This is a genomic window from Marinobacter pelagius (genome assembly GCF_900114925.1).
Taxonomy (GTDB): domain Bacteria; phylum Pseudomonadota; class Gammaproteobacteria; order Pseudomonadales; family Oleiphilaceae; genus Marinobacter; species Marinobacter pelagius.
Map to the genome: position 1 here is coordinate 119,885 of NZ_FOUR01000004.1, position 17,461 is coordinate 137,345.

At 56.4% G+C, this 17,461-nt stretch carries 19 protein-coding genes; 14 read left to right on the top strand and 5 right to left on the bottom strand.

Going from position 1 to position 17,461, the window contains the following annotated elements; genetic code table 11:
• Positions 1–40: 40 nt before the first annotated feature.
• Positions 41–631, bottom strand: a complete 591-nt coding sequence (locus BM254_RS09975; RefSeq protein ID WP_245777422.1) for a hypothetical protein — start codon at positions 629–631, stop codon at positions 41–43.
• 190 nt (positions 632–821) lie between these two features.
• Here BM254_RS09975 and BM254_RS09980 point away from each other — a divergent pair, with 190 nt between their 5' ends.
• Positions 822–1,838 carry a Fe(3+) ABC transporter substrate-binding protein gene (locus BM254_RS09980; protein WP_092002587.1) on the top strand — a complete coding sequence of 339 codons (1,017 nt, stop codon included), beginning with the start codon at positions 822–824 and terminating at the stop codon, positions 1,836–1,838.
• 161 nt (positions 1,839–1,999) lie between these two features.
• Positions 2,000–3,688, top strand: coding sequence for an ABC transporter permease (locus BM254_RS09985; protein WP_092002590.1), 1,689 nt, complete (start codon positions 2,000–2,002; stop codon positions 3,686–3,688).
• 25 nt (positions 3,689–3,713) lie between these two features.
• Here the strand turns inward: BM254_RS09985 and BM254_RS09990 are convergent, their stop codons facing one another.
• Positions 3,714–4,199 (bottom strand): thioesterase domain-containing protein, encoded by a 486-nt coding sequence (locus BM254_RS09990; RefSeq protein ID WP_092002593.1) that lies wholly within the window; start codon positions 4,197–4,199, stop codon positions 3,714–3,716.
• 143 nt (positions 4,200–4,342) lie between these two features.
• Positions 4,343–6,010 (bottom strand): AMP-binding protein, encoded by a 1,668-nt coding sequence (locus tag BM254_RS09995; protein ID WP_092002596.1) that lies wholly within the window; start codon positions 6,008–6,010, stop codon positions 4,343–4,345.
• Between the two features lie 263 nt (positions 6,011–6,273).
• Here BM254_RS09995 and BM254_RS10000 point away from each other — a divergent pair, with 263 nt between their 5' ends.
• From BM254_RS10000 to BM254_RS10010, 3 genes are all read left to right on the top strand, one after another.
• Entirely contained in the window at positions 6,274–7,248 is a 975-nt protein-coding gene (locus BM254_RS10000; protein WP_092002599.1) for an ABC transporter substrate-binding protein, read from the top strand.
• 68 nt (positions 7,249–7,316) lie between these two features.
• Positions 7,317–8,219, top strand: coding sequence for an ABC transporter permease (locus BM254_RS10005; RefSeq protein ID WP_092002602.1), 903 nt, complete (start codon positions 7,317–7,319; stop codon positions 8,217–8,219).
• A gap of 9 nt (positions 8,220–8,228) precedes the next feature.
• A complete protein-coding gene (locus BM254_RS10010; protein ID WP_092002606.1) occupies positions 8,229–9,023 on the top strand; it encodes an ABC transporter ATP-binding protein in 795 nt (264 codons plus the stop codon).
• Positions 9,024–9,102: 79 nt separating this feature from the next.
• Here the strand turns inward: BM254_RS10010 and BM254_RS17785 are convergent, their stop codons facing one another.
• On the bottom strand, positions 9,103–9,255 hold the full coding sequence (locus BM254_RS17785) for a hypothetical protein (protein WP_175497250.1): 153 nt from the start codon (positions 9,253–9,255) through the stop codon (positions 9,103–9,105).
• A gap of 304 nt (positions 9,256–9,559) precedes the next feature.
• On the opposite strand from BM254_RS17785, the gene BM254_RS10015 reads away from it, so the two are divergent.
• The 7 genes from BM254_RS10015 to BM254_RS10045 all read left to right on the top strand — a co-directional run bounded on the left by BM254_RS10015 (position 9,560) and on the right by BM254_RS10045 (position 16,073).
• Positions 9,560–11,698 (top strand): adenosylcobalamin-dependent ribonucleoside-diphosphate reductase, encoded by a 2,139-nt coding sequence (locus BM254_RS10015; RefSeq protein WP_092002610.1) that lies wholly within the window; start codon positions 9,560–9,562, stop codon positions 11,696–11,698.
• 28 nt (positions 11,699–11,726) lie between these two features.
• Positions 11,727–12,425: a TSCPD domain-containing protein gene (locus BM254_RS10020; protein WP_092002613.1), complete on the top strand. Its 699-nt coding sequence runs from the start codon at positions 11,727–11,729 to the stop codon at positions 12,423–12,425.
• Between the two features lie 295 nt (positions 12,426–12,720).
• Positions 12,721–13,233 carry a DUF6680 family protein gene (locus BM254_RS10025; protein ID WP_139227059.1) on the top strand — a complete coding sequence of 171 codons (513 nt, stop codon included), beginning with the start codon at positions 12,721–12,723 and terminating at the stop codon, positions 13,231–13,233.
• Positions 13,234–13,255: 22 nt separating this feature from the next.
• Positions 13,256–14,137, top strand: coding sequence for a putative phage abortive infection protein (locus BM254_RS10030; RefSeq protein WP_092002620.1), 882 nt, complete (start codon positions 13,256–13,258; stop codon positions 14,135–14,137).
• An 83-nt stretch (positions 14,138–14,220) separates the two neighbouring features.
• Positions 14,221–15,180 carry a 5'-nucleotidase gene (locus tag BM254_RS10035; protein WP_092002623.1) on the top strand — a complete coding sequence of 320 codons (960 nt, stop codon included), beginning with the start codon at positions 14,221–14,223 and terminating at the stop codon, positions 15,178–15,180.
• A gap of 54 nt (positions 15,181–15,234) precedes the next feature.
• Positions 15,235–15,774: a CPBP family glutamic-type intramembrane protease gene (locus BM254_RS10040; protein ID WP_092002626.1), complete on the top strand. Its 540-nt coding sequence runs from the start codon at positions 15,235–15,237 to the stop codon at positions 15,772–15,774.
• A gap of 68 nt (positions 15,775–15,842) precedes the next feature.
• A complete protein-coding gene (locus tag BM254_RS10045; protein ID WP_092002629.1) occupies positions 15,843–16,073 on the top strand; it encodes a ChaB family protein in 231 nt (76 codons plus the stop codon).
• Positions 16,074–16,148: 75 nt separating this feature from the next.
• Here the strand turns inward: BM254_RS10045 and BM254_RS10050 are convergent, their stop codons facing one another.
• Positions 16,149–16,472, bottom strand: a complete 324-nt coding sequence (locus BM254_RS10050; RefSeq protein ID WP_092002632.1) for a thioredoxin family protein — start codon at positions 16,470–16,472, stop codon at positions 16,149–16,151.
• A 94-nt stretch (positions 16,473–16,566) separates the two neighbouring features.
• Between BM254_RS10050 and BM254_RS10055 the strand changes: the two genes are divergently transcribed.
• Entirely contained in the window at positions 16,567–16,833 is a 267-nt protein-coding gene (locus BM254_RS10055; protein ID WP_092002635.1) for a DksA/TraR family C4-type zinc finger protein, read from the top strand.
• 158 nt (positions 16,834–16,991) lie between these two features.
• Positions 16,992–17,426: a GFA family protein gene (locus tag BM254_RS10060; protein ID WP_092002638.1), complete on the top strand. Its 435-nt coding sequence runs from the start codon at positions 16,992–16,994 to the stop codon at positions 17,424–17,426.
• Positions 17,427–17,461: the final 35 nt, after the last annotated feature.

Genomic DNA, 17,461 nt, shown 5'->3' on the forward strand with positions numbered 1-17,461 from the left:
ACTGTAACGCCGTGACCTGAATCACACCGCCCAGCCCTGCCTATTCGCAGGCGGATTCATCGAAGGCCGGTAGACTGGCACGCAGGGATCCGCGCGGTATTTTACGAGTATAGACAGTGTAAGGAACCGGCGACGCACGAAGATAATCCATATTTTCGGTCTCGCCTTCGCGCTCTGACTCAGGCGCTACCGGCTCACAGGCAACCAGTAGCTCAAGGCGACCCTCGATGTCTGCAATTTGGGCATTGCCCTGCCCCGGGTTCACCACGATGCAAGCCGATGGATCCAGGTCTTCCCGACGGACTACCACCCGATCCACCCCGGCTTCCGCGCAGGCCCGGATCCCGTTCCCGCACTTACCCGCATCATCGTGGGAGTCATCCCGTAAGCGCCATATCCGGGCGCTGCACTGGGTTTCCACCTTCAAAGCGGTGGAACGGTCGTCGAGGATCCACCAGTCCGGATACTCCGCCGACTCCCAGGACACCCGTACCTGGCGGGATTCACCCTGCGAGGTTTCGGCCGGAAACATGGCGAAATGGCTGTAATAACTGGCGCAGCCCGGCAAGACGGCGACCATTGGTATAAAAAGAAAGAAGACTCTGTACATCATCCCTGCTTTGCCAGTCATTCTGGAATCCCTGTATTACGAAAAACTTCATGTTTTTTAGAGTGTTCTGAAGAATACCACCATTTTGCCTGAAATATTCCAAAGGGGATATTGACTCTGCCGCCAATACAAATGAGAATGGTTGCTGTTTTTAGATGCTTGTGACTCTTACAAGCGAAACAAACTCATATCAGGCAGAGGTAACACCATCATGCGCATGAAACTGGCAGCAACTGCAGCGATGGCCCTGGCGGCCATGCCACTCTCCGCATCCGCTGACGGCGAAGTCAACATCTACTCCTACCGCCAGGCATACCTGCTTGAGCCGTTGCTCAACGCATTCGAAAAAGAGACCGGCATCGAGGCCAACGTGGTCTTCGCCAAGCAGGGCCTTGCCGAGCGCCTGGAGCGTGAAGGCCGCAACAGCCCGGCAGACGTGGTCATGACGGTGGATATCTCGCGCATCAACGAACTGGTCGAGCGCGATCTGGTTCAGGGCGTTGAAAACGATGTTCTGAACAAGAACATCCCGGAGAACCTGCGTCATCCGGACGGCAAGTGGTTTGCCCTGACCACCCGTGGCCGCCTGATTTTCGTCTCCAAGGATCGCGTGGAAGAAGGTGAAATCACCACCTACGAGCAACTGGCGGATGACAAGTGGGAAGGTCGCATCTGCACCCGCAGCGGCAAGCACCCGTACAACATTGCCCTGTTCTCTTCCATGATTGCCCACCACGGTGAGGCCGAAACCGAAGAATGGCTGAACGGCCTGAAGGACAACCTGGCCCGCAAACCACAAGGTGGCGACCGCGATCAGATCAAGGCCATTGCCGAGGGCGTGTGTGACGTTGCTATCGGTAACAGCTACTACTACGGCAACATGCTGCAGGACGAGAACCAGCGCCCGATCGCCGAACAGGTTCGCCTGGTGTTCCCGAATGCCGATGATCGCGGCACCCACGTGAACATCAGCGGCATCGCCCTGACCAACAGCGCGCCGAACAAGGAAAACGCCATCAAACTGATGGAATTCCTGTCCTCGCCGGAGGCCCAGCGCATTTACGCCGAGGCCAACACCGAGTACCCGGCCAACCCGGAAGTGAAGCCTTCCGGTTTGGTTGCCGAGTGGGGTGAGATCAACCCGGACCAGTTGTCCCTGCAGGAAATTGCCGACAACCGCAATGCCGCAGTGAAACTGGTTGACCGCGTTGACTACGACGGCGAGTAATCGCCTCGGAATGACAGCATGAGACGAGGGAAAGGGCGCTGCGGCGCCCTTTCCTGTGTCAGCCCTATCCGCTCCGAAAATGACGCCAGTCATTGCAGGGCAACTGACAGCTGACTACAATCCTCAATCTTTCTCAATTCCATTTGACAGACGGGAGCACTATGACCGAGGCCGTAACCGCCGCTGATCCGGGGCTTTCCCAGCCCTTGCTGGCAAAACGCGCTTCCCGTCGCTGGATCATTGCCGCCGCCCTGATCACCGCCATTGTGGCGCTCCCCGTGCTCTCGGTGATCTTCCTGGCCTTCTTCCCGGAAGAGAACATCTGGCCTCACCTCATCGACACCACCCTGCCACGCTACCTGTGGACCACCATCCAGCTGATGGTCGGCGTTGGCGCCATTACCCTCGCAATCGGTCTGTCCAGCGCCTGGGCAGTGACCATGTGTGAATTTCCGGGGCGCAAGTTCTTCGAATGGGCCATGCTGCTGCCCTTTGCGGTTCCGGCTTACGTGATTGCCTATGTCTACACCAGCCTGCTGGACTATGCCGGCCCGGTTCAGCGCACTCTGCGCGACTGGTTTGGCTGGCAGAATGCCTCCGACTACTGGTTCCCGGAGATCCGCAGCCTGGAAGGCGCCACCCTGATGATCGGCCTGGTGCTCTACCCCTATGTTTACCTGCTGGCCCGGGCCGCCTTCCTGGAGCAATCGCCGTCCCTGTTTGCGGTCAGCCGCAGCCTCGGCCATTCGGCACTGAGCACCTTCTTCCGGGTGGTGTTGCCCATCGCCCGGCCTGCCGTCGCCGTTGGCCTGTCCCTGGTGTTGATGGAAACCCTGAACGATTTCGGCACCGTCGATTTCTTTGCTGTCCAGACTCTCACCGCCGGGCTTTTTGATACCTGGATGAATCTTGGGAACCTGGGCGGTGCTGCGCAGATTGCCACCACCATGCTGGTGTTCGTGGTGATTCTGGTGACTCTTGAGCGCTACTCCCGTCGCCGGCAGCAGCAATATGCCGCCCGCGACAACCGTGATCCGATCCGCCGCTTCACAATGTCTTTCCCCCGGCAGCTGATCTGCGTTGCCGTTTGCGCCATCCCGTTCGTCCTCGGTTTCGTAATACCCGCCGGAACCCTCGGACTATACGCCTGGGAATATTTCGAAGAGAGCTGGAACCCGGACTTCGTGCAGAACACCCTGAACAGCCTGTTCCTGTCCAGCGCTGCCGCCCTGACCACCCTGCTGATCGGTGTGATCCTGGCTTACAGCCGGCGCCTGCATAACACCCGTGGCATGCAGATTCTGATGCGGCTCTCCAGCCTGGGCTATGCCATGCCGGGGGCGGTTCTGGCGGTGGGCGTGATTGTGCCCCTGGCGGGCTTCGATAACTGGCTGGACAGCCTGATGCGCAACACCTTCGGTTTCAGCACCGGCCTGCTGCTCAGCGGCACCGCTTTCGCACTGGTGTTTGCCTATACGGTCCGCTTCCTGGCGGTGTCTGCCGGCAGCGTGGAGAGCGCCCTGCAGAAGGTCACGCCCAGCATGGACATGGCCTCGCGCTCACTGGGCTACACGCCGGGCAAGACCCTGGTGAACGTGCACCTGCCGATGCTTCGGGGCACCCTGCTGACCGCCGCCCTGGTGGTGTTCGTGGATTGCATGAAAGAGTTGCCGGCCACGCTCATCCTGCGGCCGTTCAACTTCGAGACCCTGGCGACCTACGTGTACCAGTTCGCCTCGGACGAGCGCCTGTTCCACAGCGCCCTGCCCTCATTGATCATTGTCCTGGCGGGCATTGTGCCGATCATCCTGATGAGCCGCTCCATCTCCAACACCCGGAGCATTGCCTAGGACCAGGCGGCCTGGAATTGCGGAATTACAGGTCCACCCTGGACCGCACATCCTGAACCACAAAACGACCCTGGAACACCGCCACCGGATCAGTCTTCGGCAGTACCGTGGGCTCACCACAGAACACTTCAGCGGTCAGATCCAGCCGCCCCTTGCCATGGCGGGCAAGACTTTTGCGGAAGCGCTCGGGAATCTCCTCCCCGGGCAACCGGCACACCACATAGAAATCGCTGTTGACCGGTTCAAGGTAATCGATGTTGCCACTCTGCACGACCACGGCGCCTCTGAGCCCGAGATCGGCAAGGGCCAGCTCGGTGAGGCTCCAGGCCGCGGTTACCGCAGCGGAGTAAACACTGCCACCAAAACCGGTGCCCTGATGGTTGCGGTTGGGCTCTAGCGGTGCGCTCAGCACCAGGGCATGGCCGTCCCAGGAATGCAGCTGAATACCCAGCGCACGGGACAGGGGAATATCTTCGTTGATTCGTTTCTGGAAAAGGGCCAACTGGGTCATAACTTCCTCCTGATTAACAGAAGTTTAGGCCCGAGCCGGCGTTTTCAACATGCGACTAACGTCGGCCAGATATAGCCGGATAAAGAAAGGGCCCGGGAAATCCGGGCCCTTTCGTTGGAGCGATGGTGCGGAAAAGCGCTGCTTTACTGCCAGATCACAGGCTGCTTCTGGGCGTACCAGCTGTCCACTTTTTCCTGATAGGCATCCTCCACCACATTCCGCTTCAGTTTAAGCGTCGGGGTGAGGAAACTGTTCTCGATCGACCACTCATCGCTGACCACGGTGATGAACGCCAGTTGCTCGTGGGGGTCGACAGTCTTGTTCACGTCCTGGATCAGGTTCCTGAAGCTATCCTCCAGCTGCTTGCGGTAATTCTCGTCCGCAAGCTTCGGCCGGGCCTCCTCACCGAGCATCACCAGGGCGTGGGGCTGGGTCTGGTTGGCACCGGAAACACACACCATCTCGATGGCGTCGTGGGACATCAGACGGTTCTCGATGGGCGCAGGCGCAATGTACTTGCCCTTGCTGGTCTTGAAGATTTCCTTGATGCGGCCGGTGAGTTTCAGGCGGCCCATCTCGTCGATCTCGCCCTTGTCACCGGTCTTCAGGAAGCCATCCTCGGTAAAGGTTTCCCGGGTTTTCTCCTCGTCCTTGTAGTAGCCCATCATGGTGGCCGGGCTCTTGACCAGCACCTCACCTTCCTCGCTGATCTTTGTTTCCACACCCGGCAGGGACTCGCCCACATAACCGGTACGGGTCCGGCCCGGCTTGTTCATGTGGGAGTAGGCAAAGTTCTCGGACATGCCGTAACCCTCAAGCAGCTCCAGGCCGAGATTGCGGTACCAGTCCAGCACATCGTGGGACAGCGGCGCCGAGCCACTGCCGGCCAGCTTTACCTTGTCCAGGCCCAGACCCTTGAGCACCTTCTTCTTGATCAGCCGGTTCACCAGCGGGATCTTCATCAGGCGATCCATCTTTTCCTTCGGCAGCTTCTGCAACACGCCGTGCTGGAACTTCACCCACAGGCGGGGTACCGACAGGAACAGCGTGGGCTGAGCCCGCTGCAGATCCTGGACAAAGGTATCCAGGGACTCGGCGAAATACAGCTGAAAGCCGGAGTACAGGGAGCCCAGCTCCACAAAGGTGCGCTCGAACACGTGGGCCAGCGGCAGATAGGACAGCATCCGCTCGTTCGGGCCGACGCCCAGGGTCTCGATGCCACCGGCGGCGGCAAACGCCATGTTGTTGAAACTCAGCATCACGCCCTTGGGCCGGCCGGTACTGCCGGAGGTATACACGATGGTGGCCAGCTCCTCCGGATCACGCTGAACGTTCTCCTCCAGCGGCGGGTACTTGCTGACGATATCGTCCCAGGTCTCGAAATCGTTGGGCGGGCTCAGGGGGTAGGAAATACAGCGCACAGACTCGGGCACGCCGGGTTTCATCATGTCCCAGTCGTCCAGCTTGCCGACGAACAGCACCTCGCACTCGGCATGGTTGAGGATGTAGTTGACGGTATCGGCGTTCAGCGTGGGATACAGGGGAACGGAAATGTGGCCGGCCATCCAAATGGCCCAATCTGACATGACCCACTGGGCGCAATTCTTGGAAATGATGCCCACCCGGCTCTTTTCCGGGAGGTTCAGGGATTTCAGATAGGCGGCCATCCGGCGCGCCTCTTCGACCGCACGACCCCAGGTGTATTCCACCACCTTGCCATCGCCCACGGGCTGGGTCATGTAGAGGTCGTTCTTCTTCGCCTTCTCCCAGTGATAAACCATATCCAGGGGAAGCTTGTTTGTTGTGTCCATGGACCTTCCTTATGCGTCACAGTGCTTTTAATTGTTCGCCTTATCAGGCGTATTATTAGACTTTCGTAGGGTATTTCAACATACATCGGCCCGTCAAAACGTGACGGGCGCAAAATAATTAGAACTTACAACTTCTTCGGGCAAAAACCTCTCTGCCTGCAAGTTCCCCTACCCCCTACGGCCCCGGGCTGTGATAAACTCTCGCTCTTTCCGGACGTCAGACCCGACACACCTGAAACCACCAAAAACTCGGAGATGGGTATATGGCCAAGAGAACTCTGCGCACTCTTCTGGGTGCCTCCCTGCTGGCAGCGGCAAGCCTGGTACAGGCCCAGGACGCCAAGACGGTTGCCATCACGCAGATCGTCGAACATCCGGCTCTGGACGCCGTTTACCAGGGCGTGAAGGACCAGCTGGCCGAGCAAGGCTACAAGGAAGGCGAGAACCTGACCGTGATGCACGAGAGTGCCCAGGGCAACTCCGCCATCGCCTCCCAGATTGCCCGCAAATTCGTGGGTGAGAGCCCTGATGTGATCGTCGCCATCGCCACTCCGTCCGCGCAGACCGTCGCAGCGGCCGCCCGCGAAATCCCGGTGGTGTTCTCGGCGGTGACCGACCCGGTCGGTGCCAAGCTGGTTCAGAGCCTGGAAGCCCCCGGCGCCAACATCACCGGCGTCAGCGACATGCTGCCGATCGACAAGCACCTGGACATGCTCCAGCGGGTAATGCCGAATGCCAAGCGCATCGGTACCGTCTACAACCCGGGTGAAGCCAACGCCGTCTCTCTGGTCAACATGCTCGAAGAGCGTCTGGCCGAGCGTGGCCTGGAACTGGTCAAGGCTGCTGCCACCAAGACTTCCGAGGTTCTGGGTGCTGCTCGCTCCCTGGTGGGTGAAGCCGACGCCATCTACCTGACCACCGACAACACCGTGATCAGCGCCGCAGAAGCAGTGATCTCCGTGGGCGAGCGTGCCGATATCCCGGTGTTCGCCGCTGACACCGCCACTGTCGAGCGTGGCGCCGTGGCCGCTCTTGGCTTCAACTACTACGAGCACGGCCGCCAGACCGGCAAGATGGTCGCCCGCGTGCTTGAAGGTGCGGAAACCGCCACCATGCCCGTTGAAACCATGGACACCCTGGACCTGTTCGTGAACCCCGCCGCCGCCGAGCGCATGGGTATCACCCTGTCCGAAGATTTCGTCAAGGAAGCGAAAGAAGTCGTCAAAAACGACAAGTAAACGCCCTGACCAATACGGGCGGACCCCACAAGGGCCCGCCCGTTTTTCTTTCACAGTGAATACTACCCATGCTCAGTGAAATCGCTTTTTACGGCGCCCTGGAAACCGGCCTCATCTATGGCCTGGTTGCCTTCGGCATCTACATCTCTTTCCGCGTTCTCGACTTCCCCGATCTCACCGTTGACGGCAGCTTCCCGCTGGGTGCCGCCGTGGCCGCCATGCTCATCATCGCCGGCTGGAATCCCTGGATTGCCACCGGTGCGGCCGTGCTTGCCGGCATGGCCGCCGGTGCCGTGACCGCGCTGCTTAACGTCAAGCTCAACATCCTGAACCTGCTGGCCTCGATCCTGACCATGATCGCCCTGTACTCGGTGAACCTCCGGATCATGGGCCGGCCCAACGTGGCGCTGTTGACCGAGGAAACCGTACTCACCCCCTGGTATGAACTGGACCTGGCGTTCCACCAGGTGCCGGTACTGCTGTTCGTGGTGGTGGTCTTCATTTCACTGATTCTGCTCTGGCGCTTCATGAAATCCGAAACCGGTCTGGCCATGCGTGCCACCGGCGCCAACCCCCGGATGGCCCGGGCCCAGGGTATTGCTACCGGCGGCATGATCGTTCTCGGCGTTGCCCTGTCCAACGGCCTGGTGGGCCTCGCTGGCGCGCTGTTTGCCCAGAGTCAGGGCGCGGCGGATGTGACCATGGGTGTCGGCGTGATCGTTATCGGCCTGGCCTCCCTCATCGGCGGTGAAGCCCTGGTTACACCCTCCACGGTTATCCGGGCACTGATTGCCTGCGTGGTGGGCGCCATCATCTACCGCCTGGCCATTGCCTTTGCCCTGAACGCCGACGTGCTTGGCCTGCAGGCCCAGGACCTGAACCTGATCACCGCCGTGCTCGTGACCCTGGCCATTGTGTTGCCGGGCGTGCGCAACTCCGTAATCGGCAAACTCACCCGCAAAAAGGCCTGAGGAATCGACATGATCAGTGCAAGCGATCTCCGACTGACTTTTGGCAAGGGAACGCCGCTGGAAAACCCCGCACTCCGGGGCATGAGCCTGACCGTCAACCAGGGTGAATTCGTCACCGTGATCGGCAGTAACGGCGCCGGCAAATCCACCTTCCTAAACGCCCTTGCCGGCGAGGTAATTGTGGATACGGGCCAGATTATCGTGGACAACCAGGACGTTACCCGCCTGCCCACCCACAAGCGTGCGGCCCGGGTGGCCCGGGTGTTCCAGGACCCGCTCGCGGGCACCTGCGAGAATCTGTCCATCGAAGAGAACCTGGCCCTCGCCATCAAGCGTGGCCAGCGCCGTGGGCTGACCTCGGCGGTCAAGAAACAGTACCTCGGCCAGTTCCGGGAAAGCCTCTCCTCCCTGAAACTGGGGCTGGAGAATCGCCTGGGCGACAAGATGGGCCTGCTCTCCGGGGGTCAGCGCCAGGCCGTGAGCCTGCTGATGGCCAGCCTGACCCCTTCCAGCATCCTGCTGCTGGATGAGCACACCGCTGCCCTGGACCCGAAAACCGCTGCCTTCGTGCTGGAACTGACGGAAAAGATCATCGAGGAGCAGAAACTCACTGCCCTGATGGTCACCCACAGCATGAAACAGGCACTGGAAGTCGGCACCCGTACGGTGATGCTGCACCAGGGCCAGGTGGTGTTCGACATTGCCGGTGAGGATCGGGAAGGTCTGGAAGTGAAGGACCTGCTCGGGCTGTTCGAGAAACAGCGCGGCCTGGAAGTGGACGACGATAGTCTGCTGCTGGGCTGATTCTCCCTCCGGAACCGAGTAACAGAAAGCGGGGCGAGCAATCAGCCCCGCTTTTTTGTTGCCCGAATCCGGATCTGCATCACATTTTGGCGGTTTTCTGACCACAATATGTAGTGTTTTTGAGCAATCTTTCCCAAGCGTCGGTTTTTACGCGGCTTTCGGTATTTTCAAGCCCTCTTCCATTGATTTTCTTTGCCCCGCATCCCCAATCAATAGTTGCGTTCTTATTCACACAATACTATATCCTGTTATACTCCTTGAAAAATAAGCCCATATATAGGGCCACAAGGACAAACCGGACCTGCCCACCCGGCAGGCGCGAAAGGGCCTCAGCCAGGGCCGCAGCAACGATCACACAACGGGAACGGCCATAAAAGCCGGCAGGGAAGACCCCCACATCTTGTGGTCTTCTTCCCTATCAGCCCAAGCCGGGCCCGCAAGACACAGAAACTGACAGACGCAACACGACTCAAAGGGGTATGGCACCGGAGACGGCGCCATCGAAAAGAGACATACTGGAAGAACCGAGGGTGGCAATGAACGCTAAGGCACAGGCAGTGATCACAACGATTCCCATGCAGGAAGCTTCACTGGATATCTGGAGCAGCAAATACCAGCTGAAAACCAAGACCGGTGAACCCGTCGACAAGGACATCAACGCCACCTACGAACGTGTGGCCAAGGCCTTGGCGGAAGTGGAAAACAAGTCCGTGCGCACCAAGCACATGAAGGACTTCATCTGGGCCCTGCAGAACGGCGCCATCCCGGCCGGCCGTATCACCTCCAACGCGGGTGCCGAAGCCCACAAACCGGCTACTTCCACCATCAACTGCACCGTCTCCGGCACCGTCCATGACTCCATGAACGACATCCTGGAGAAGAACCACGAAGCAGGCCTGACCCTCAAGGCCGGCTGCGGTATCGGTTACGAGTTCTCCACCCTGCGCCCCCGTGGCGCCTACGTAGCCGGCGCCGGCGCCACCACCTCCGGCCCGCTGTCGTTCATGGATATCTTTGACCGCATGTGCTTCACGGTGTCCTCCGCCGGTGGCCGCCGCGGTGCACAGATGGCCACCTTCGACGTTCACCACCCGGACGTAATCGAGTTCATCCAGGCCAAGCGTGAAGACGGCCGCCTGCGCCAGTTCAACCTGTCCCTGCTGATCACCGAGGACTTCATCGAAGCCGTGCGCAACGGCGACGACTGGCACCTCTCCTTCCCCGTCACCAAGAAGGAAGTGGAAGACGAAGGCCTGGACCTGAGCGATACCTCCCAGTACCTGTACCGCGATTTCCCGGTGCAGGACGGCTACGTGGTCAACGATGAAGGCAAGGTTGCCTGCCGCATCTACAAGACGGTGAAGGCCCAGTTCATCTGGGACACCATCATGACCAGCACCTACGACTACGCCGAGCCAGGCTTCATCCTGATCGACAAGGTCAACCAGATGAACAACAACTGGTTCTGCGAAGACATCCGCGCCACCAACCCCTGCGGCGAGCAGCCCCTGCCCCCGTACGGTAGCTGCCTGCTCGGCTCAGTGAACCTGACCAAGTTCGTGGAATACCCGTTCACCGACAAGGCCAGCTTCAACTACGAGAAGTACCGCAAGGTAGTGGGCATCTTCACCCGCATGCTGGACAACGTGGTTGAGATCAACGGCCTGCCGCTGGCCGAGCAGCGCCACGAGATCACCCACAAGCGCCGCCACGGCATGGGCATCCTGGGCCTGGGCTCCACCCTCGCCATGCTGCGTATGCCATACGGTTCTGACGAGTCCGTACAGTTCACAGAGGAAGTCGTGCGTGAGATGGCCGTGGAAGGCTGGCGCCAGTCCCTGGCCCTGGCCGAAGAGAAAGGCCCGGCGCCGATCATGGACGAAGAGTTCGAAATCACTCCGAAGATGATGACCAAGTGCCCGGAGCTGGCCAAAGAAGGCTACAAGGTCGGCGACATCCTCAAAGGCAAACTGCTGCACGCCCGCTTCAGCCGTTACATGCAGCAGATCGCCCACGTGGAGCCGGAACTGGTGAAACAGCTGGCCGAGAAAGGTGGCCGCTTTACCCACCACACTTCCATCGCGCCCACCGGCACCATCAGCCTGTCACTGGCCAACAACGCCAGTAACGGCATCGAGCCGAGCTTTTCACACCACTATGCGCGTAACATCATCCGCGAAGGCCGCAAGACCAAGGAGAAGGTAGACGTATTCTCCTTCGAGCTGCTGGCCTACCGCCACCTGGTGAACCCGGGCGCCATGCCGTTCTCCGACGACGAGGACAAGAAACTGCCGTCCTACTTCACCACCTCGGACGACGTAACGCCGAAGCAGCACGTGGACATCCAGGCAGCGGCCCAGAAGTGGGTAGATTCCTCGATTTCCAAGACGGCCAACGTTCCGACAGACTTTGCATACCAGGACTTCAAGGGCATCTACCTGTACGCCTACGACAAGGGCCTGAAAGGTTGCACCACCTTCCGCTTCAACCCGGAAGCCTTCCAGGGCGTACTGGTGAAAGAGAAAGACCTTGAGAACACCCTTTACGAGTTCACCCTGGACGATGGCAGCAAGGTGACCCTGCGCGGTAACGAACAGGTCGAGTACGACGGCGAAATCCACAACGCCGCCAACCTGTTTGATGCGCTCAAAGAAGGCACCTACGGCAAGTACTGATCCGGGAACCGACAACAGGACAACGAACATGACAGTCAAAATCAGCAACAAAATCGTCGGCTACCGCGTTAAGAAGGCCGAGACCGACACCCCGAACGAGCACCAGGCGCAGGTACAGGCAGAAACCAAGCCGGTCCAGATGAACGAATACATCGAACGGCCGGACTTTCTGCTGGGCACCACCTACAAAATCAAGCCGCCGGTGGCCGAGCACGCGATGTACATCACCATCAACGACATCCTGCTCAACGAGGGAACGGACCACGAGAGCCGACAGCCCTACGAAGTGTTCATCAACTCCAAGTCGATGGAACATTTCCAGTGGGTTATCGCCCTCACCCGCGTCATCTCCGCGGTGTTCCGCAAAGGCGGTGACGTCACCTTCCTGGTAGAAGAGCTGCGCTCCGTGTACGACCCCAACGGCGGCTACTTCAAGAAGGGCGGCGTGTTCATGCCCTCACTGGTGGCCGAAATCGGCGCCGTGATCGAGAAGCACCTGAAGGCCATCGGCCTGCTGGAAAGCGAGGAAATGAGCGAAACCACCAAGCGCATCCTCGCCGAAAAGCGCGCCGAGTTCGAAGCCAGCCAGAGCACGGCGACGAATGACGAAACCAGCAACGACTACCCCGCCAACGCCACCATGTGTGGCAAGTGCAGCACAAAGGCGGTGATCGTGATGGACGGTTGCGCCACCTGCCTGGCTTGTGGCGATAGCAAGTGCGGTTGAGGTGAATCAGTGGTGAGTTAGTGAGAAGGCCCGGGGTGAGAACTTCGGGCCTTTTTGTTTGGGGTTGGCGAATGCGTGATTGAAAGCTGGCCTTGTTTTAACCAATCAGTTTTGCGTGTCGGTATTACAGTTTTTTGAAATGTGTCATTTTTAATCGGCTGATATTGCGTTATTTTTATCGTTAGCTTGCTTGAACACTGATAGATCTTAATAGATAAAACGTGGCGATCTCGATTTGGAGTGCTGAGTATCGATATCAGTTAAGTTTTTTCACGCATGAGAAGCGGGAGAGTTTGTGGAAATCCTAACCTTAATCGCAATATTTCTTGGACCAATTGTAGCTGTCCAAGTTAGTCAATATTTAGAGCGCCGGCGTCAAAAACATGCTGGTAAAGAATCGGTTTTTAAAACTCTCATGAGAACTCGCGCGACAGTTCTCAATCCATCTCATATTGAAGCTCTTAACATGATAGATGTTGAATTTTATGGAAAGAATAAGAAGGACCGAGCAGTTGTCGCTGCATGGAAACTCTATCTCGACAATCTCGCGGACTACAGTACACCAGACGATGTTAAATACGCTAAGAGAAAAGATCTATTTCTTGATTTATTGTACTCCATGGCACATGCGTTGAATTACGACTTTGACAAAGAACATATCAAGAACACGAGCTATATTCCCCAAGGGTACGTAGATGTAGAAAATGAACAGCATCTTATTCGTAAGGGAATGCTAGGAATACTGCGAGGAGATATCGTTGTGCCAATTCGTGTCACGACTTTTGAAGATTCCAAGAAAAGTGACTAGGCGAGGCCAACTGATCAACCAGATGCTGGTATTGGCATCCACTCCAATCGAGGCTTGGGCTATAAAAATGAGTTATTCTAACAGATCTAATTTTCCAAGATGGCTTATCTTTGTTGCAATTTTTTGTGTGGTTTCCGGCCTTATTGCAGTGATTACTTATGGCCTGAGTTTTGGGCCAGATCTGTCGGACGATGCGCAGGAATGGGCTCTATTCGGCGATTACTTGGGTGGAGTTCTAAATCCAATATTTGCTCTCGCTGCTCTGTTTGCACTTTTATATACAATTTATTTGCAGAGCACAGAGCTAAGAAACTCGACTGAACAGCTTAGAAAGTCCGCAGAAGCCCTCGATTCACAAAATAACGTATTGAGGAAACAAAGCTTCGAGTCTACCTTTTTTCAGTTGTTGCGCCTTTATAACGAGATTGTTGACGAGCTTCGGGTTACAGTTCGAGATCCCTTTATGAGAAGGCAAGGTCAGGAATCAGAGTACGAAAACAGAAATGCGTTACTCTATTTAAACAATAATTTAAAAGATAAATATATTGAGAAAGTTCGCCGCGGAGACTTTCCGGATATACCTGAAGTCGACGCTATTAGCCAAGAATATGATAATTTTTACAGTCAAAACGCTCAGCACTTGGGTCACTATTTTAGGACCATGTACAATATATTGAAATTTATTGAGTTTAGTGCCGTCAAGGAGCAAGACAAGTTCATATATGCAAACCTTCTTAGAGCACAACTCTCCAAGCAAGAATTGGCGCTTTTGCTATACAACTGCATAAGCCTCTACGGCAGAAGAAAAATGCTTCCACTGGTCAAAAAATATCGGTTGTTAAAACATATTGAGGACGATTCTGTAGCAGATGTTGAACATATAGGTTTGATCGATACTATCTAACCAGGGCGGATTCGGCTTGCGGCCTGCACCGGACGCCCCTGTCGAGACACCGATTCGCCCAGCCTTATAATTGAGAGGAATTCATGCCTTTTGACCTATCGGACACATTGGTGGTCGGAATTTCTGCAACTGCGCTATTCGATTTAAGCGAAGCCGATTCCGTCTTTCGAAGAAAGTTTGAATTGAACAGAGAAGAGGCAATTGAAGAATACCGTGAATACATGGCCGAGCGTGAGTCTGAAGGACTAGAGCCTGGCACAGGATTTCATTTGGTGAAGGCCCTTCTCTCGCTAAACCAATTTCAGCCCAGTGATAAAGCCCCACTTGTTGAGGTTGTAGTCATGTCTCGCAATAGTCCTGAAACAGGGGTGCGAGTTTTTCACAATATCCGTGAATACGAACTTGACATAACACGCTCGGCCTTCACGGGAGGTGAATCAGTTGTTGACTACTTAGAAGCCTACGATGTTGACCTTTTCCTCACTACAAACTCGAAAGACGCTCAACGCGTAATTGATAGCGATAGCTGTGCTGTGGCATTGGTAAAAGAGCCTCCTGCGAATATGGAGAAAATTCCGGACGGCCAAGTCCGACTCGCATTCGATGGAGATGCGGTATTGTTTAGTGATGAGAGTGAGATCGTCTATAAAACTAAGGGCTTGAAAGGTTTTCATACTGTTGAGGACAGAGAACAAGACAACCCCTTAAATGACGGTCCTTATGCAACTCTGCTCCGTAAGTTGTCGCGTCTTCAGGATAGGCTTCCCCATACTGTAGAGTTTTCTCCTGTTCGTGTAGCAATCATCACAGCAAGAAATAGCCCTGCCGAGATGAGAGTAATTAAGACCTTGAGGCACTGGGGCGTCTACGTTGATGAAATATTTTTTCTAGGAGGGTTAGACAAATCAAAAATAATTAAGGCATTCAAAGCACATATATTTTTTGATGATCAAGATGTTCATTTAGAGTCTGCTGCAAAATACACCCCGGCAGGAAAAGTGCCTTATAAGTCAGGGTCACCATTGAATGACTCGGACGAGTAGTTATAACAATGATGGGGAAATCAGGACCGTTCTATTTTGTGAATCCGCAACCCTATGACTTCAACAAAGCCTGTAAAGTACCTCAGTAACAACCTTGGCCAGGCCTTCCTTACCTCCCCTTTTCAGGCCCCATTGAAAGCCTGGGCACTGATACCAGTGTTCGCAATCATATCGGTATCCGTTGGATTCGGCGCCGGTTTATTTCAATTCGGGTGGCTGGATTCGCCAATCACGCCCGTGCTACCCATCATATTGTTCGTGTTCCCGTCGCTGCTTGAAGAAGCCTTCTTCAGGGGCGTACTTATACCGAGAAACATCCTGGCGTCGGGGCACGTAAAGGCTGCCTGGAGTGTGTCAATCAGCACACTGGTCTTCGTTCTGTGGCATCCGTTCAATGCGCTGGCGTTTAACCCCACCGCTGTTCCTCTTTTCCTGAATCCGTGGTTTCTGGTTATCGTAGGCGCTATGGGAATTACCTGTGGCTACGCCTACGTGCTTTCCCGGTCTATCTGGGTTCCGGTCATCATTCACTGGGCTGCGGTAACGGTTTGGGTGCTTTTTCTTGGCGGCAGAAATCTTGTGCTGGAGTTGTAACCTTTTCCCGGCCCGGGGCTGCCAGCTGCTAGTCTGTCAATGAGGGAAACATTTGAAGGACGAGACCAATGCCATACGAGAGCAATTCGGAATTGCCAGCCAGTGTACGCAACAATTTGCCAGCCCATGCCCAGGAGATTTATCGCAAGGCGTTCAATTCCGCCTGGGAAGAATACAGCGATCCTGAAGATCGCCGTGGCAATTCAGGACGGGAAGAAACGGCCCATAAGGTGGCCTGGGCGGCGGTAAAAAAGGAATACCACAAGGAAGGTGACAAGTGGGTGAGGGACAAAACCTGAGGATAGACCGGGAAAAACCTGTTTCCACTCCAAAACCGGACAAGGTTTTTTACATCTGTCATTGCTGGGACGTCCTCATAGAATTTTCTTCAGTGCACCCTCGATGTCGCCGCTATTTTCCGGGCGGACTAACCGCGCCATTTCTTCACCATCCTTCAGAAAAATCAGCGACGGCCACAGCTTAACGCCAAATGTCCGCCCCAACCTCCGGCCTTTGCCATCCTCAACTTTCACATGCGGAACGTCTGGGTGATTGTCCATGGCCGCCTTGATATCTGCCTGCGCACCCTGGCAGAAGCCGCACCAGTTGGTACCGAATTCGATTACCATCGGGCCCGTGGTCTGGTCCAACTCGTCACGGCTTAGGGTTTCGGGTGTATATTGGCTGGTATAGGACATGGTGTTTCCTCGTTGGGTTATCGGCAACCTTGGAGCCCCTGCACTCGAATGATACCGTTTGGTGGTTTCAGTCATCCAGACTCCGGAGGAACCCATGGCAGGTGGATGGTCACGTGATGGTGCGGTTCAGGAACAGATCGACGCAAGCGTTGATGACGAAATTCAGCGCGCACGCAGCCAGTTAGCCGGAGGCGAGAGTGCCACGGAATGCGATGAGTGTGGCGCCCCGATTCCGGAAGCCCGGCGCAAGGCCATTCCCGGTGTCCGGTTGTGCATCGACTGCCAGTCGGCCCAGGAAAAGCAGCAGACCCACTCTGGCAGCATCAATCGCAGAGGCAGCAAGGACAGCCAGCTTCGATAGCCTGTTGGTTTCGCCAGTAATCGGGCACCCCCATGGCTACCGGAATCACCGCAACTGAGGTGCGGGGGAAGGCCTTTGGCTTTAAGCCGCTGAAACAACCGCTTATATTTGCACTTAACCCATACCGGGTCCTACTCCACTCTTAATCGGAATACCCCATGAACGGCAAATGCCTCTGCGGCGAAGTGCAATTCGAAATCCAGAGCGATCTCCCCAACCTCTACCAATGCCACTGCTCGCTGTGTCGCAAGGCCACCGGATCTGCAGCCAACGCGGCCACCTTTGTTCACCAGCAAAACTTCCGCTGGCTCTCAGGCCAGGACAGGATCACCTCGTTCCGGAAGCCAACCGGCTATCGCAGCGATTTCTGCTCCGTGTGCGGCAGCCCGGTGCCCAATCAGCTCAGAGGCGCGGAGCTGGTCTGGATACCTGCCGGTTTACTGGAGGAGAATTTCGATGCGGCGGTGAATGTCCATCTTCACCTCGACTCGGCGGCGGCCTGGGAGCGCGATTCTGAGAACTGCGTCCGGCTGGGCGCTGGCCCTGAGAGTCTGGATGCTTTATACAAGGCATTGCAGGAAACAGGTGGCTGATTTGCCCACCGGTATGGGAACGGGATAACAGCCCC

Excerpts from the sequence above, each read along its gene's own strand:
- BM254_RS09975 (WP_245777422.1), bottom strand. The coding sequence starts at position 631 with ATGACTGGCAAAGCAGGGATGATGTACAGAGTCTTCTTTCTTTTTATA.
- BM254_RS09980 (WP_092002587.1), top strand. The coding sequence starts at position 822 with ATGCGCATGAAACTGGCAGCAACTGCAGCGATGGCCCTGGCGGCCATG.
- BM254_RS09985 (WP_092002590.1), top strand. The coding sequence starts at position 2,000 with ATGACCGAGGCCGTAACCGCCGCTGATCCGGGGCTTTCCCAGCCCTTG.
- BM254_RS09990 (WP_092002593.1), bottom strand. The coding sequence starts at position 4,199 with ATGACCCAGTTGGCCCTTTTCCAGAAACGAATCAACGAAGATATTCCC.
- BM254_RS09995 (WP_092002596.1), bottom strand. The coding sequence starts at position 6,010 with ATGGACACAACAAACAAGCTTCCCCTGGATATGGTTTATCACTGGGAG.
- BM254_RS10000 (WP_092002599.1), top strand. The coding sequence starts at position 6,274 with ATGGCCAAGAGAACTCTGCGCACTCTTCTGGGTGCCTCCCTGCTGGCA.
- BM254_RS10005 (WP_092002602.1), top strand. The coding sequence starts at position 7,317 with ATGCTCAGTGAAATCGCTTTTTACGGCGCCCTGGAAACCGGCCTCATC.
- BM254_RS10010 (WP_092002606.1), top strand. The coding sequence starts at position 8,229 with ATGATCAGTGCAAGCGATCTCCGACTGACTTTTGGCAAGGGAACGCCG.
- BM254_RS10015 (WP_092002610.1), top strand. The coding sequence starts at position 9,560 with ATGAACGCTAAGGCACAGGCAGTGATCACAACGATTCCCATGCAGGAA.
- BM254_RS10020 (WP_092002613.1), top strand. The coding sequence starts at position 11,727 with ATGACAGTCAAAATCAGCAACAAAATCGTCGGCTACCGCGTTAAGAAG.
- BM254_RS10030 (WP_092002620.1), top strand. The coding sequence starts at position 13,256 with ATGCTGGTATTGGCATCCACTCCAATCGAGGCTTGGGCTATAAAAATG.
- BM254_RS10035 (WP_092002623.1), top strand. The coding sequence starts at position 14,221 with ATGCCTTTTGACCTATCGGACACATTGGTGGTCGGAATTTCTGCAACT.
- BM254_RS10040 (WP_092002626.1), top strand. The coding sequence starts at position 15,235 with ATGACTTCAACAAAGCCTGTAAAGTACCTCAGTAACAACCTTGGCCAG.
- BM254_RS10045 (WP_092002629.1), top strand. The coding sequence starts at position 15,843 with ATGCCATACGAGAGCAATTCGGAATTGCCAGCCAGTGTACGCAACAAT.
- BM254_RS10050 (WP_092002632.1), bottom strand. The coding sequence starts at position 16,472 with ATGTCCTATACCAGCCAATATACACCCGAAACCCTAAGCCGTGACGAG.
- BM254_RS10055 (WP_092002635.1), top strand. The coding sequence starts at position 16,567 with ATGGCAGGTGGATGGTCACGTGATGGTGCGGTTCAGGAACAGATCGAC.
- BM254_RS10060 (WP_092002638.1), top strand. The coding sequence starts at position 16,992 with ATGAACGGCAAATGCCTCTGCGGCGAAGTGCAATTCGAAATCCAGAGC.